We start from the raw sequence: 15,109 nt of genomic DNA, 5'->3' as shown, positions 1-15,109 counted from the left end.
CAACCCAAAGAATCACTATTTAGACACCAGTATTTTAGCTCAACTCATACTTATTTGTCTCTAAATTACCTAGAAAATCTGACCAAGATAGAATAAGAGAAGCTTTCGGAATTAGTGAAGAAATGTTCCGTCAAACCGTCAAATTTAAAAAAGGAGATTGGTTATTAGTCAGTTATGATGCCACAGGATTAGAAGCCGTTCCTTTACCCATTCATACCCCTAACGCCAATGAAAGATTAAAGAAGTTTCTAGAAACTTATAAAGAATCTCCTAATCAATTTACTTCTCAGTAATCTTAGGAGATTGTTTCACCCTTAAAATAATAAAATTTCCTATAACAATTTGTTCTATTCGTCTTCGGTTTCCTTGTTAGGATTAGGAGAAGCATTATAGATAGCATCTAGTTGTTGTCTAGCATCTTCTACACTAACCGATCGCATGACTAACAAAGGTTCATTAATGGGTTTACCCCGTTCATCAAGTAATTCAGGATGAACCGTTTTCTGATAATTGTAAGATTTTTTAGCTTTATTAGAGGGTGAATTACCCCGGTTAGGATAACGACGTTGAGAGTCCATACTTACCGTAATTAAACTCCGAATCAAATTACTAACCGCAAGAAAAGCAATAATAGTAAAAGCAACGATGTAAATTAAATGTAACATTTGAAGTTCTCCGTTAACGAAGTCAGAAATTAGAAATCAGAATTGGTTTTTATCGCAGAGATTGACACTACCATTGAAAAACATTCTGTTTTAAACCCTTGCTTAGAGCAAGGATGAACTAACAAGGTTTTTGACCCTGCGATCTTAATCAGGTGCTAGTTTTTCTAGATTTTAGGACAAAACTTTTTAAACCAGCATAAGCTTTTCTTAAGATTGTCCTTCACTAGCTTACCAAGAAGTGTATAAGGAAAATAGGGATTGTTGCATCAATTAACAACCCCTATTTTATTAAGCGGTGGGAGGATTTTCTTGTTTATGCGATCGCCATTTCATCGACACTTGCCAACATTCTGCCACTAATTTATGCCAAGGTACTAATGCTCTAGTATCGATCCCTGCTTGTTTTCCTGTCGCTTCAAATAAGATTTTAGCCGTCTGCACTTCCTGTTGGTTCTTTTTTACCCGTTCTAAAAGATCCGTTTGTTCTTCAACGGATAAAAACGTAATTCGTTCACTTTCTAATAAATGACGAGCGCGAGAAAACCAGTATTGAAAATCCTCTAATAAAGGTTCAAGAATAGTTTTGAGCAATTCTTGCTCAGTGGGATTACTATGAGACATCATCTTAAAATTTGCTTGTTATCTATACTCTAATCTTAACGTCTTTTACATTTCTTTGTAATTCATTCCTTTAAATAGTTGTAAAACAATACTCTTGTACTATTAAAATAACCGACAAAACACCTTTAGGTTACAAAAAGTTAAAAAAGCTCAAACTCTGATTAATATCCCAAACCCGATACCCCACACCCTACACCCTAATTATTTTTACCGAGAACATCTTAATATCTTCTTCAACTCCCTTTAATTCTAGAGGTTGAATTGCTGTAATTTCGGTAGATGTTAAAAATGCTGCTACGGTTGAAGAGACCAAAATCATGCTATGGTCTGCCACTTCTTGTAGACGGGCTGCAATATTAACGGCCGGGCCAATCGCCGTATAATCAGAACGCTGGCCCCCTCCAAACATACCAACTACTGCCATTCCCTGATGAATACCGCAGCGAAACTGTACCGCTTGCTCAATTAACCCCTGAGATTGCCATTTTTGATTTAATTTATCCAATTGGGCGTGCATTTCTCTAGCCACAGCGATCGCTTGATAAACCTGTTCTTGTCGGGTTAAATCTTCTGGCGCACCAAACAAGGCTACCACTGCATCTCCAATAAACTTATCCACCGTTCCCCCATAATGAAATACAACCGCCGTCATTGCTTCTAGATACTCATTGAGCAAAGTAGCCACCCCTTGGGTTCCCAAATGACTGGCTAAAGGTGTATAACCAACTAAATCCGTAAACAAAATGGTTATTAGACGCGGTTCTGGGGTTAAATCAAGGCTTAACTCTCCCGTAGCCACTTTATTTACCATAGAGGCTGGTAAAAACCGTTTTAAGACCGATTCTGTGAGATATCGATTCAGTTGTTTAACTTCCTGTTCACTTTTTTGTAATTGCTCAGCTTGTTGTTTAGTTGTCTCATAAAGTCGGGATTGTTGAACAGCGATCGCTGCTTGAGATGCTACCGTTTTAGCTAATTCGATTTCTGTTGATAACCACCGACGAGGGTGAGCGGTTTGCCGTAGGGAAATACTGCCAATAATTTCACCATCCACCATTAATGGCACAATTAAGAGAGCTTGTGCCGATTCTCGTAACGGTAAATCATATTGTGTCATTTTAGGATGATGATCCATATCTTCTAAAACAACCGGTTTTCTACTGTTTATGAGTTGTTGTAAAACAGGATTAGAAGCAATAGGAACCACTGATTGAGGAAGAGGATTAATACTGCCTTGATGATGATCATATAGTCCTACACATTGAACAAATTGATCTGTTTTTGTCCACAAGGAAAGAGCGCAACCATCTACTTTTAACCCCTTGCCTAATTCCTGAGTAATTGCGGTAAAAATTAGTTGAGGATCTAGACTAGAACGAATGGCGTTAGTAATGCGATTAATTAATGTTTCTCGCTGAGCTAAAGCCCTTACTTTTTGATAAGCTTGAGCTTGAGAAATCGCTAAAGCTATTTGTTCTGCTACCATTTTTGTAATCGCAATTTCTTGGTCTTGCCAATGGTAAAAAGAACAATAACGGTGTAATCCCATTACTGCAATAAATTTATTTTCTAAAGTTAACGGAATTAGTAAAGAGGCTCCAACTTTTGTTGATTCATAAGCCATTTTTCTTCTTTTATCTTCTTTACTATTACTGTCTCCTAAATTCAAAAAACTATAAACTGATGTAATTATCTCTATGTTCTCAATTGGTATAATTGTTTGTTCTAATAAAATTCTATTTTTAACATTTTGCTCTTTATTTTTATTATAAAAAATACTTCTGTTGATTAAACAATCAGTATCAAAGGGACGTAAAATACACCAATCAACTTTTAAAAGCTGTCCCAATTGATCAATAATCTTTTGTAAAACGACTCCCAAAGAACTAGAATCAAGCGGTTTCATTAATCAAATAATTTACTTTAACTGTCGTACTAAAGCAAAGACAGAAGTATAACCATGTAAAAATGTTTCTTGTCCCACTGGGCCAATTTCTCCATTACAAAAAAATCCCCCTAAGGACACCCCAGGAAAATAATTAGTAAATAACTGAGAGTCAAAATTGGGCATTTGATATAAAGTTTGTCCTCTTCCCAAACAAGAAAAAATGAATGCTCCTTGAATAGGAGTCGATTGATTATACTGTTTTAAGAGCGTTTCTAAATCATCGGCAGAGGTTTGAGCATCCCTAAGATGAAATTGTAACCGTTGACCTGGCCTAACGCGATCGCCAATGGCAATGGCTCCTAACCTGGGATCAACTCCTAGTATATTACGGATTAAAAAATCTCCTGGTTGTAATTCTTGTTTAAATTCATCTCTAACCACTCCAACAAAAAGGGAATGTTGAGCCAGTTGACGATCAGATTCTTCTAAATTCTCCATCAACTCTCGTAACCAATCCAATGGCGATCGCGTTTCCCCATTTTGGGACAATTCTAAAATAACATTCCGTTCCCCTTTAACGACTTGATAAGCTTGACCAATGGGGCGACATCCTTGGGCGACAATGCTATCAATGGCAATGTTACCGCTTAACCCAACTCCCACCGTTCCCTGATGATAAAATCCGGATTGGGGATCACCATTTTGATGATAGAATACAGTTCCCGGAACCCCCATTAAACTACTACTGCTTAATCCTCCCACTTTCACCGCTTCAGGATACGCAAAATCTAAACCGGCTAATAAGTCGTTAATTTGAGTTGAAAAGGGATCAGACAAGAGGATAAAGTGGGGTTTTTCTTGAGGTGAAACCCCCATTAATCTTTGCCAAGTTTCAGGAGAACTATCTAGATCGGGTAAACTTTCAGGACTAAGAATAAAAGGGTTAATCTGAACATCGGGCAAACAACCTACCATCAAACTAAATGCCGGATTATTTTCTATTTCACATATTTCTTTATTCTCGTTTCTACCTGTAATTCCTGCACCACCGCAGCCGATCAAAATGGGTAAGGATAACTTTTCTAAGATTAATGGAATTAACCGAGGATAATCACTAGCGTAAGCAGAAGATATAAAAAAAATACCCACATCAGCAGGACTTGACAAAGTGTTTCCAATGGTTTGGGTTACTTCTGTCACAGCACCTTCTAGAGAAGGTCGGGTTGAGAGGGCATTCGTCCAAAACATTCGTTTTTGAGTAAATAATAGGATAATTAAAGACTTCTATTATATTCTCCAGATGGCATAGGATTACTAGGAAAAATTTCTGCCGGCATAGAGTGGAACTCAGTATCGATAGTCGTATCTAAGCTTTCGTCAATTTGTTTAATCATATCAGACATATTAGTCCGATACACTGTTCTCATAAATATATCGATATCGACAACTTCTTCTTGCGGTAAGGAGGCAAAGAACACATTCACTTTATCATCCCCCCAATTGTTCGCCTGAACTCTGCTTGCTGAGGGTAAGGCAACTTGACGTAAAGGGTTGGTAAAATTAGCAGAGGGATTACCAATAATCGCCACTGGCCCCCCAAAACGGGGCAAAGAAGACTGATTGAGTGTCGGACTGGGAATCCCTGCCACTTGCCCTCCCCTTTCTCTGATCCCGACTCCACCTCTTGGGGCGGGAATTCCTTCTAAAGCAGGTAATACACCAGCACTAATCGGATCACTGAGATCCTCGGCGACAGTTGTGCCAAAATCATAAATTTCTTTATAAATATCAGCCGGGTCAACTTGGGGTAAGATAGGAACCTCTTGGGTTTTACCGTCTCTTTCTGCCTCTAAATCAATTTGACTTAAAGAAGAAACGACAGACTCTAAAGAAATATTTGAAGGTTGTGAAACGGCTTCTGTAATTGTTTGTGAAGAGAAAGAATTATTAACAGTGGTTATTCCTTCTTTTGTAGGAATTAATTGACTGAAAAGATCAGATTCAATAAAATTCTGGGGTGTTATCTCTTCTAAAGTCAGATTATCCGATGAACTATCTGGAGATAAACGCAAGATGGCTGCTTGACTGGTGTGGGTGAGGATATGAATACTGGTCAAGGATACGATAACCCCTAAACCCGTTTTTATTAATTTAAAAGATAAGGTCTTTAGCATGACAAAATAACTCTAGTCACAATTGTGTTACTAATTGCTATATTGATAATTTTTAGTTAGGAAATAAGAAAATTAAGTTAATTGTAGTCAATGACAATATTAATAGAGTAACCATAGCTCTATCTTGATTCTACCCGAAAATTTCGCTTTCTTCACCTTTTCTATAAGCTTTATATAATGTTTGTCTTGATAGCCTGGCCAAATTGATAACTCTTTACTGCTTTATAGCTGTTTTTGAACAATATTAGCAATTTTTTGGGCTGCCCCCTGCTGGCCTCTAACTTTTAGTAAGCGCTGATGAATTTGATTTAATTTTAAGGGATTTTCTAGCCAATCTAATACCAAGTTTCCCACTGTTTCAGCTTGTAATTCTCCCTTTAATTCTGGCACAATCTCTTCTTTAGCCCAGATATTTGGCCAAGCAAATAAACGTCCCATTTTAACAACCCTAGCATTGATCAATTTTGCCAGTTGGCTACCCATTAAAGGCAAATTTGCTAAAATCCCTGGAATACCATCCCAGGTTCGCATAGCATCGAGTTGTTGGGTGGGTAATAGGACAACCATCGGAATGCCTAACGCTCCTAATTCTGCCGTGTTAGCTCCCACAGTTGTTAAAGCTAAACAACATTGCCGAAGATGTTCATGAGCCGGAAATTGGCTAATAAGTTGAATTTTTAGCCCTGTTTTCGTTTGTAGATAATATTGGTCTTCTTCTTCTTTATTTTCGACTACCAATTGACCACTAACACCCCCCATTTTCATGACGAAAGGATTAAACTGAGGATCAGCAAAGCTAACTAGGGTGTCCCTGTCTATGGTAGGCGCAATGGGTAAGATAAAACGAGTTTGGGGTTTTTGCTGATAAATGTGTTCAGCGATCGCTAAACATAATGGAACCCCTTGGGTTAGTTTTCCTGCCTTTGACCCTGGCAAAATCCCGATTACTGGGTTAGCGGACATTTCTACAAAATTTAAGGATTTTGGAGAGAAATCTGCCATCAAGTCCCCAACAATGCTTAGTTTATCCCGATAAAACTCAGGAATAGCCTCAATGACTCTTTCGTTCATCACGGCGAAATAATCTAGCCAACGATACCATCTAGCTTCCCATTCCGCATAAATGACAGTGCGGTATCCTAGCCGTTTTCCAATCATCAGAGGATAAAATTGATCTCCCCCTAAAAATAACACCACTCCCTTTTCTCTCCAGTCCCAATGATCAGCAGTTTTTCCCCATAAAAGAAAGGCAAAAAAGTGTTCACTTGACTGAACTCGATCAACTTCCGGATAGCGACGAGCAATTGCTGCTTCTTCCCCTGTACTATGGGGACAAGGGGACAACATCACTGAAATTCTCGTTTGAGCAGTATCGTCCCCTAATTGTTTCCTTAACGCCTTGACCACTGGCCGAACCCAAGTAGTAATTTCCCCTGGTCCATTGGACAAGATAAGGATGTCAATGGGTTTCATGGTTCTTGCCAACGGGACTTAATCGAAAGTTTCGGTTTGCTTTGAACCTGGGAACGGGAACGACGACGAATAAATTTTCGATTGGGTTCAGAACGTCGAGAATAACTCGTTGAACGGGTTTTTTCCCCTGGTTCTTCATAAATTTCGAGGTAAAGGGTTTGACCGATTTGTTTGGCTGCGATCGCTAATACTGTTTGTATTGCTTGAATATTTCGCCCTCCTCGTCCATATATTCTTCCTTTATCCTCTTCATCAACCGCTAGTCTAATCCAAACTCGTTTCGTGCTATTAATTTCTTCACAGTCAACCTTAAGAGAGTCTGGAGAGTCTAGTAAAGGTTCAATCAAAAAGGCAATGAGTTTTAGGTAATTGGGAGGAACTGAATAGGATAAATTAGATGTATCAATCTTAACCATTAACTTGTTCAAATACTTGCGCTTTTCTGAGAATACTCCGAACGGTTTCTGTGGGTTGAGCTCCTTGTTTAAGACGAGTGACAATGGCGGGAACGTTCAATCTCGTTTCATCGGTTCTGGGATTATAAAATCCTAACTCTTCTAAGGGACGGCCATTTCGACGACTGGCACTATTAATGGCCACAATTCTATAACTCACTTCTCGCTTTTTGCCATATTTTTTTAATCGTAATTTAATCATCTTGATTGTTTGACTCCTAGTTGAATTAAGTAAGATTTTTTCTGATTGGAACTTCTTATTATATCATGAATAATTTTCTTAACGGGGAACTCCCTGAATTACTGGACGAATGCCTGTTCCATCAAATGGACCGGGATTTCCTCCCCAATTAAAGTCGCTAATGCGTAAGGAAAGAGATCCTACTTTTAGAACTGTATTATAACGCAAGAGAATGCTGTAGGTTCGTCTACTATATTCAACGAATAAATCTGTATTAATTTCTTCGTCTGTATCGATATTATAGGCACTTTGAACCCCAACCCGAACAGGCCCGTATAGTTGCTGAGTGATGCCCCAGTTTAAAGTTTTAAGGTCAGCATAACGGTCGAACAAAAAAGGAGAAGGATCGCCCCGTAATGCCTGACTAAAACTAATATTAAACCCGGTATAGTCCAGAAACGGTCGAGAAAAATTACCGAGTTGTCCTGATAAACCAATGGTTCCTGAAATGGAAGGTTGAGAGTCTCCATTGCCATAAAGACTGGTCACCCCAGTTACTCCAGTGGATAAGACTAAATAGGGCAACACAGGGGTTGATGTATATTTTAATCCTTCGTTTGGGGTAGGGGGTAAAGCTTCTCCATACCAGAGTAAGAAAGGTTTGTTTAATGAGGCAGCCCCTTGAAATCGAGTCAAGCTAACTCGGAAGTCATCGGACTCTGGTCCGAGGAGACTCGGACGATCAGTAAAAGCATTAACAGTTTGAAGTGATCCTTGATAACTAAATTGTATGCCGGTATCATCTATAGGAATTTGAGGAGAAACCAAAAGTAACCCGACGCTACTACGAACGGTTTGAAACCCTAAAGACCCATTAAACAGACGTTCACGATAATTGTATTCTAATCGTAGATCGTAAGGAGCTACAGGCTCACCAAAACGGTATTGTAGAAAGGTTTTTGTGCGGACACGGTCTTCAATATCACTAAATTCTAAACTGGTTAGGGAGGTACGAGAAAAGAAGGTGGTTTGTGGGCTTAGGTTCGCATTTAATTCATTGACAAAGCCAAAAGTTGGGGGACTAATTGCATCAATTTCATCTTGATCTTCTTCAAATAAATCCGTATTGGGATCATCAACAGTGAGTCCTTCCGGGTCAATTCCTTTTTGTAGATAATATTGGGGGGTTATTTGCCAACTGAAAGTATTGATATCAATAATATTAAACCCTCGTTCTACAAAGAAGCCTCCGCGATCGCGATCATCATAACCGAAACCGATTACTCCTGGTTGGCGATCGCGTCGATCAAAGATTAGACGATCTTGAGTGGGAAAAGAGTTGGCCTGATCGAGTACCACCCGCGAGTTGGTCAGTTTGAGTTCATCAACCAAGGGCGCAATGTTTCGATAAGTGGCTGTTTCTGCCCGTACTTCAACTTCAGGGGGAGAAAAGGGATCATTGGTTAAACGGGCATCGCTTGCTTCCCATCCCTCAGCATCAAATTCGATGCGATCGGCTTCAAAGCGGATACGGTTAATTTGTCCGCCACTACCTTGGCCGGTGTTTGCCCCGATGTTCTGAGCATTTTCTTCTCCAAAGGACAAGCCAAAAGAGTAGCTAATGCCTTGGGCACTGGTGATCCGTTGTAGCGGTTGTTGTTGGGCGAGTCGTTCGTTTAAGGTTTGATTGGGGATTAAATTGTTATCGACGGAAGTGGGTAAGGTAGGAGAGAAGTCTTGGCCGGTAGTAGGTTGATAGATTTCTCCATTAGCTTCAAAAACAACGCCACTATCTTGAACAAAATAATATTCAAATCGTTCTCCCCGTAGAGTTTGTTCTCCACGATCAAGGACAACATTTCCTTCGGCCACAGCAAATTGATCCGGAAGGTTGATCCAGAGGCGATCAGCCAATAAAACTCCATTGGCAAAGCGCATAATCACTTTACCTTCTGCATAAACCACTTCTCTTTCTGAGTCATACTCTTGGCGATCAGACACTAATTCCACTACGTTTAAGGTATCTTGAGGGGTTGAGTCCCCATTATCTATTTCTCCTTGAGCTAAAGAAGGAGATGGGGCTATCAATAATTCTGAGGGTTGACCTTGAGTGTATCTAGGTTTGAGTAGTAAACGACTGGCTTGAGGAGTTGAGCCGTTTAACGCTTTAATCTCAGACATAATCGCCCTATCCCTAGAGATAACAGGAGAAGACCCTTGAGAAGTAGACCTTTCTGTCGTAATCGGTCCTCCGAGCAAATCAGCACTTTGTCCCGTCGATGGCAACGAAGGCGTAAATTGTTGGGTAGGGAGTTCTTCTGGTGGCGATAAATAAAATTCAACGATTTCTGGAACCGTTGTCTGAGTTTCGGGAAATAGGGGGACGACTGAGGGATTTGCTTGTGTATCAGAGGATAATTGCGCTAATAAAGGCTTATCTTTGCTAATTTCTAGTGATTTTTCTGTAAATTTACCTAAATAAGTAAGCTGGTTTCTCGAATTTTGAGAAACCACTGCTTGAATTTCGGCAGGGGGATTAGGTGGTGGAACGAATGGGGGCATCTTAAATTGATAATATCAAGCTCAAAGGTTTTAGTGGCTACCTGCAGCGTGATCAAATGAGATGAGACGGGGACGAGCCATATCTCGCCCCTATCGTTTTACTCACCTAAGTTTAACGTAATACCCAACTCAGCTATGGCAGAGTGAATGCTTGGGGAGGTTTAGACCCAAGCTTTTCGATAACTCAATTCAGTCTTATTCAAAGTCCTTGCGTCCAGGGTTACGAGTAGGGTCACTCGAAAGAAAACCGAAAACGAACAAGGAAATAAAGAAAGCAACAACGATGTAAACAGCGATTTTCAAGGTTAGCATAGTATTTAGTTCTCCTTATGGGGCGTTGATCCCTAGCAAATGTTAATGGTTCCTATCTGACTTTAACCTATGAATGGCGGTTTTGTCTTGGTGGATTGATCATCAATATATTGATTTGATTATTAATTTAACACTGGAGATTCTCTTTAACAGCAATCTTTCTCCTATAATTCTAAAAAAGCATTTGTAGACCTAAATTGTTGTATTAATCACATGGCACTGCTTACTACTGGTAAAGGATTTGTTCGCGCATTAGAAAAGTCGGGCGCATTAGGGGTTTATGCGCCTCTAGAAGGAGGGTTTGAAGGACGTTATCAAAGGCGTTTGCGTACCAACGGTTATGAAAGTCTTTCTCTAACTGCTAGAGGATTAGGGGATGTGAGTGCCTATTTAATGGGAGTTCATGGGGTACGGCCTCCCCATCTAGGAAAAAAGAATATTGGTCAAAATGCAGCAGTTGGGCCTATTTATTTTGTACCTCCCATTGCTGCTTATCAACTCGAAAGTTTATCCCGCCAATCAAAAGGTTTAGTGTTATGGATTTTAGAGGGTTATATCCTTTCTAAAGCTGAATTAGAGTATTTAGTGACTTTACCTCAGCAAGAACCCCGCATTAAAGTAGTGGTTGAACTGGGTGGAGAACGTTATTTTCGTTGGGAAGCATTAGAAAAGCTGATTGAAGTTGCTTAAGTCGGTGATTTAACCAGAAAGAGGCAAAAACGGTAGGATTAAAGTCGGTATATTCTACTGTTGCCTATTCTGGTGTTTCCTAATATCAAGAATCAAACAGTCTTATCCCTAAAAACTAAGCAGTTTCTGAGAACAAACTCAGGTATGATGATGACTATAATCTCTTAATCACGCTAGTAGTGTTCTCACTATCGCTTGTTGCTTCTCTAATCAAGGAGTTGACACATTGCTTGTAGCATATTAAGAATTGATACAATAGCCGATATAACTTGAGAGGGATCAAAGTAAGAAGCCACTATGTATATTGTCCAAGTAGCCTCAGAATGCGCCCCCGTCGTTAAGGCAGGGGGTTTAGGTGATGTTGTTTTCGGGCTAAGTCGCGAACTCGAAAACCAGGGTCATATTGTAGATATTATTCTTCCCAAATATGATTGTATGCGTTACGACCATATCTGGGGATTGCACGAAGAATATAATGATTTATGGGTACCTTGGGGGGGTGGTTCGATCCACTGTACGGTATTCGGTGGCAAAGTTCATGGACGCAACTGCTTCTTTATTGAACCTCATTCTAATGAGAATTTCTTTAATCGAGGGAACTATTACGGAAATAATGATGATAATCTCCGCTTTGCTTTCTTTAGTCGAGCAGCTTTAGAATATATGTGCGTGAGTAGTAAGCGTCCTGAAATTATCCATTGTCATGATTGGCAAACGGGACTACTTCCTGTGATGTTATTTGAGCAATATAAATATCGAGGAATGGATCGTCAAAGGGTTTGTTATACTATCCACAATTTTAAACATCAAGGAGGGGGCGGTGTTAATATTCTAGGAGCAATTCAGTTAGATAATCACGGTTATTATCTGAGTCCTGATCGTCTTAAAGATACCTCTATTCCTAATCATATTAACTTTATGAAAAGTGGCATTGTTTATTCTAATGCCGTCAATACTGTATCCCCTCATCATGCTTGGGAAGCCCGTTTTGGTAGTGAAGGTTATGGACTAGGTCATACCCTTTACGTTCATGAAGATAAATTTAGAGGTATTCTTAACGGTTTAGACTATAAAATCTGGAATCCCGAAGTAGATGAGTACATTCCTATGCCGTTCGGCCCAGATGATTTTGAATTAAAAGCCTATAACAAAAAAGGGTTACGAGAACGGTTATGGTTAGAAGAGAAAGATAGACCAATCATTGCTTATGTGGGTCGTCTCGATGATCAAAAAGGGGTAGGTTTAGTTCATCATGCTCTAGAGTACGCTCTCAGACGGAGCGCACAGTTTGTTTTATTGGGTTCAGCAACTTCTGATGCCATCAAGAATCTGTTTTGGCAGATCAAACATCGCTTGAATGATCATCCTGATGTTCATTTAGAACTGAGTTTCGATGAAGAATTATCCCACCTGATTTATGCAGGCGCTGATATGATGGTAGTTCCTAGTAACTATGAACCCTGTGGGTTAACCCAGATGATCTCGCTAAAATACGGGACGGTTCCCATTGTACGGGGGGTTGGAGGCTTAGTTAACACGGTGTTTGATTACGACTATGATGAAAATCATCCACCAGAAGAGCGTAACGGCTTCGTTTTCTACCAAACAGATGTTACTGCTTTAGAATCGGCTATGCACCGTGCGTTGGAGTTATGGTACACCGATCGCAAAGGATTTAACAAGTTAGCAGTTCAAGGGATGCGTTGTGACTATTCTTGGCGGAATTCTGTAAAAAGCTATGTAGAAGTGTATGAAAAAATTAAAGCAGAATAAGTTTTGAGTTTATCTTTTATTTTGATAATCCCCGGCCTTAAAAAAGGTACGGGGATTATCCCTTGATAGGGTTCATTTAGTTTTTGATAATCTATATCTTAAAAAATGCTTGATTTACTCATAGTCCTAAAAAAAAACTGATAATTTAGTCATCAGAAGCATTCGGTAACTCGGCTTAAATTATGCTATCTTCCTCAGACAATGACCTTCAAAACAATGTTCCGATTCCTTCTCCGAGTCGTCCTAGACAATATCGGGCAATTGGATTAATTGAGGGTCAGTATCAGCGTTCCCAAGAACATCAAACCAGAGGAATACTAATTACAAAAGAGGGCAATATTATTGATACTGTTGTCCTCGGTAAAGTGCTGAGTTTATTCAAAAAACATATTGATTTAGATCAACCTCATTTGTGGATTGTTTACCCCCGAACTCGATTCGCTAACGATCAACTCCAATTACAAATTGCTGGAGTCTGGGAACCAGAAACGCTACATCCAGAAAGAAGCAATTTATCCCTATCTGAAGACGACTTATCCTCTGGGGTTCCTATTAAAAGTGGAGACTTTTCGATTCGGGGACAAGTCGTTTATGCGTCCCATCCCAAAAAAATTGTCATTGTTAAAATTCGTCAGTCTCCTAAGAACGCCTCCGGAAAACCTAAGTTTTTTAAATTAAAATTACAAGGGACCCTTCCTGACAAAGCAGTGGGGTGTTTTTGGGACTTGAGTGTAGAACTGCTCGAAAATCAACTGACTATTAAAACAGGGACTAATTTAGGAAGTATGGGTCAAAAGAAGGGTTCATGGGACAAAAAACGAAGTTCATCACAATTTCGCCCTCAAAAACCCTCCCCAAAGAGCGACCACCCTTCACCTTCTAGCCCAAGTTTAGATCGTCCCCTGTCTTCTCCTCGTCGTCTTCCCTTACCGAAACCCATTAAACCAGTGAAAAATAATTATCATAAATCTGAATGAATGAAACTGCGCTGACTAGAGTTCGTATTGTTTTGGTAGAACCGGCAGGGCCTTTAAATGTGGGATCTGTAGCCCGTGTAATGAAAAATATGAGCTTAAATCAGCTATTTTTAGTAAAACCTCATTGCGATCGCCTCGGTGAAGAAGCTAGACTGATGGCTGTTCATGGAATTGATGTGTTAGAGAAGTCTCAAGTTGTTGATACCATTCCCCAAGCATTACAAGGGTGTCATCGGATCATCGCTACTACAGGGCGATCGCTTTCTCTCCCTACCCATCTCGAAACCCCACGCAACGCTTTACCCTGGTTATTAACTGACGATTTAAACACGGCATTAATATTCGGGCCTGAAGATCGGGGCTTAAATAATGAAGAACTCAGTTATGCTCAACGTTTTGTCTGTATTCCGGCTAACTCTGACTATTCTTCCCTAAATTTAGCACAAGCTGTGGCTGTCTGTAGTTACGAACTTTATCAAGTAGCGCAAAACCCCCTTGAAAATACATCAAATCCCTCTTTTGATCCTGCTGCTTTTGAAGCTTTAGAAGGATATTATCAACATTTAGAAGCGGTTTTACTGAAAATTGGTTATCTTTATCCTCATACGGCTAAAGCCCGTCTAGAGAAATTTCGCAGACTTTACAATAAAGCTAACCTAACAACAGAAGAAGTAGCCTTATTACGGGGTATTTTGCGACAAGTTGATTGGGCTTGTCAAGATTTTTCATCAAAAAATAAATAAGAAAAATATCAAATCAATTTAGTTTTTTATGGATACAGAAGAGTCTAGTTTATATTTAATATGTCCTGGATTTCATGATCTGGCTTTGACGGATTCTTTTCTCACAAATTTTAGCCATTCCTCAATTAATCGAGAGAATTTATTAATCTTTCCAACGGATAAATATCCCCCTTATTCTGGATTTCATTTATTACATTATTTACAAAAAAAATGCTATGAAAAATCACAAAAATTAACGATTATTGCTTTTAGCGCAGGGGTAGTTGCAGCTATTACTGCTGCTTGGCAATGGCAGTTACAAGGCAATACGATTAAAGGGTTAATTGCTTTTGATGGGTGGGGAGTTCCTTTATTTGGTCCTTTTCCCATTTATCGCGTTAGCCATGACCAATTTACTCATGATAGTTCTATTCTATTAGGTACAGGATCAATTAATTTTTATGCTGATCCTGCTGTTGAACATTTGGATTTATGGCGATCGCCTCATCTAGTTCAAGGTTGGATGACACAAACCATATCTTCTAAGCAAACTATGGTATCTCAGATGTCTTTAATTGACTTTTTAATCACTATAATTCCTAACATATAATATTAA

At 39.4% G+C, this 15,109-nt stretch carries 16 protein-coding genes; 6 read left to right on the top strand and 10 right to left on the bottom strand.

Features of this window, described 5'->3' with window-relative positions; genetic code table 11:
• The first annotated feature begins 122 nt into the window (after window positions 1–122).
• Window positions 123–293 carry a hypothetical protein gene (locus CY0110_RS29615; protein ID WP_008276519.1) on the top strand — a complete coding sequence of 57 codons (171 nt, stop codon included), beginning with the start codon at window positions 123–125 and terminating at the stop codon, window positions 291–293.
• Between the two features lie 54 nt (window positions 294–347).
• Here the strand turns inward: CY0110_RS29615 and CY0110_RS15960 are convergent, their stop codons facing one another.
• The 10 genes from CY0110_RS15960 to CY0110_RS28660 all read right to left on the bottom strand — a co-directional run bounded on the left by CY0110_RS15960 (window position 348) and on the right by CY0110_RS28660 (window position 10,331).
• Window positions 348–665 (bottom strand): DUF2973 domain-containing protein, encoded by a 318-nt coding sequence (locus tag CY0110_RS15960; protein WP_008276518.1) that lies wholly within the window; start codon window positions 663–665, stop codon window positions 348–350.
• 288 nt (window positions 666–953) lie between these two features.
• Complete coding sequence (locus CY0110_RS15955) at window positions 954–1,286, bottom strand: DUF2605 domain-containing protein (RefSeq protein ID WP_008276517.1); 333 nt, start codon at window positions 1,284–1,286, stop codon at window positions 954–956.
• 190 nt (window positions 1,287–1,476) lie between these two features.
• Entirely contained in the window at window positions 1,477–3,192 is a 1,716-nt protein-coding gene (locus CY0110_RS15950) for a GAF domain-containing protein (RefSeq protein WP_008276516.1), read from the bottom strand.
• 12 nt (window positions 3,193–3,204) lie between these two features.
• Window positions 3,205–4,422 carry an FIST signal transduction protein gene (locus tag CY0110_RS15945; RefSeq protein WP_008276515.1) on the bottom strand — a complete coding sequence of 406 codons (1,218 nt, stop codon included), beginning with the start codon at window positions 4,420–4,422 and terminating at the stop codon, window positions 3,205–3,207.
• A gap of 26 nt (window positions 4,423–4,448) precedes the next feature.
• Window positions 4,449–5,348 carry a hypothetical protein gene (locus CY0110_RS15940; protein WP_008276514.1) on the bottom strand — a complete coding sequence of 300 codons (900 nt, stop codon included), beginning with the start codon at window positions 5,346–5,348 and terminating at the stop codon, window positions 4,449–4,451.
• 222 nt (window positions 5,349–5,570) lie between these two features.
• On the bottom strand, window positions 5,571–6,821 hold the full coding sequence (locus tag CY0110_RS15935; RefSeq protein WP_008276513.1) for a glycosyltransferase family protein: 1,251 nt from the start codon (window positions 6,819–6,821) through the stop codon (window positions 5,571–5,573).
• Window positions 6,818–7,237, bottom strand: a complete 420-nt coding sequence (locus tag CY0110_RS15930; RefSeq protein ID WP_008276512.1) for a KH domain-containing protein — start codon at window positions 7,235–7,237, stop codon at window positions 6,818–6,820. Before CY0110_RS15930 ends, CY0110_RS15935 begins: the two co-directional genes overlap by 4 nt.
• Window positions 7,230–7,478: a 30S ribosomal protein S16 gene (gene rpsP, locus CY0110_RS15925; protein ID WP_008276511.1), complete on the bottom strand. Its 249-nt coding sequence runs from the start codon at window positions 7,476–7,478 to the stop codon at window positions 7,230–7,232. Before rpsP ends, CY0110_RS15930 begins: the two co-directional genes overlap by 8 nt.
• Window positions 7,479–7,556: 78 nt before the next feature.
• Window positions 7,557–10,019, bottom strand: a complete 2,463-nt coding sequence (locus CY0110_RS15920) for a DUF3769 domain-containing protein (RefSeq protein ID WP_008276510.1) — start codon at window positions 10,017–10,019, stop codon at window positions 7,557–7,559.
• Window positions 10,020–10,214: 195 nt separating this feature from the next.
• Complete coding sequence (locus CY0110_RS28660; RefSeq protein ID WP_008276509.1) at window positions 10,215–10,331, bottom strand: photosystem II reaction center protein I; 117 nt, start codon at window positions 10,329–10,331, stop codon at window positions 10,215–10,217.
• 213 nt (window positions 10,332–10,544) lie between these two features.
• On the opposite strand from CY0110_RS28660, the gene ndhN reads away from it, so the two are divergent.
• From ndhN to CY0110_RS15895, 5 genes are all read left to right on the top strand, one after another.
• A complete protein-coding gene (gene ndhN, locus CY0110_RS15915; RefSeq protein WP_008276508.1) occupies window positions 10,545–11,021 on the top strand; it encodes an NAD(P)H-quinone oxidoreductase subunit N in 477 nt (158 codons plus the stop codon).
• Between the two features lie 297 nt (window positions 11,022–11,318).
• Window positions 11,319–12,794, top strand: a complete 1,476-nt coding sequence (glgA, locus tag CY0110_RS15910) for a glycogen synthase GlgA (RefSeq protein ID WP_008276507.1) — start codon at window positions 11,319–11,321, stop codon at window positions 12,792–12,794.
• Between the two features lie 182 nt (window positions 12,795–12,976).
• Window positions 12,977–13,771 (top strand): hypothetical protein, encoded by a 795-nt coding sequence (locus CY0110_RS15905; RefSeq protein ID WP_008276506.1) that lies wholly within the window; start codon window positions 12,977–12,979, stop codon window positions 13,769–13,771.
• Complete coding sequence (locus CY0110_RS15900) at window positions 13,768–14,514, top strand: RNA methyltransferase (RefSeq protein ID WP_008276505.1); 747 nt, start codon at window positions 13,768–13,770, stop codon at window positions 14,512–14,514. Before CY0110_RS15905 ends, CY0110_RS15900 begins: the two co-directional genes overlap by 4 nt.
• A 28-nt stretch (window positions 14,515–14,542) precedes the next feature.
• Window positions 14,543–15,103: a hypothetical protein gene (locus CY0110_RS15895; protein WP_008276504.1), complete on the top strand. Its 561-nt coding sequence runs from the start codon at window positions 14,543–14,545 to the stop codon at window positions 15,101–15,103.
• The last annotated feature ends 6 nt before the right edge of the window (window positions 15,104–15,109 follow it).

This window comes from Crocosphaera chwakensis CCY0110 (assembly GCF_000169335.1).
Lineage (GTDB): Bacteria > Cyanobacteriota > Cyanobacteriia > Cyanobacteriales > Microcystaceae > Crocosphaera > Crocosphaera chwakensis.
Note: the sequence above shows the minus strand (reverse complement) of the source record. Positions and strands in the feature narration are given on the sequence as shown.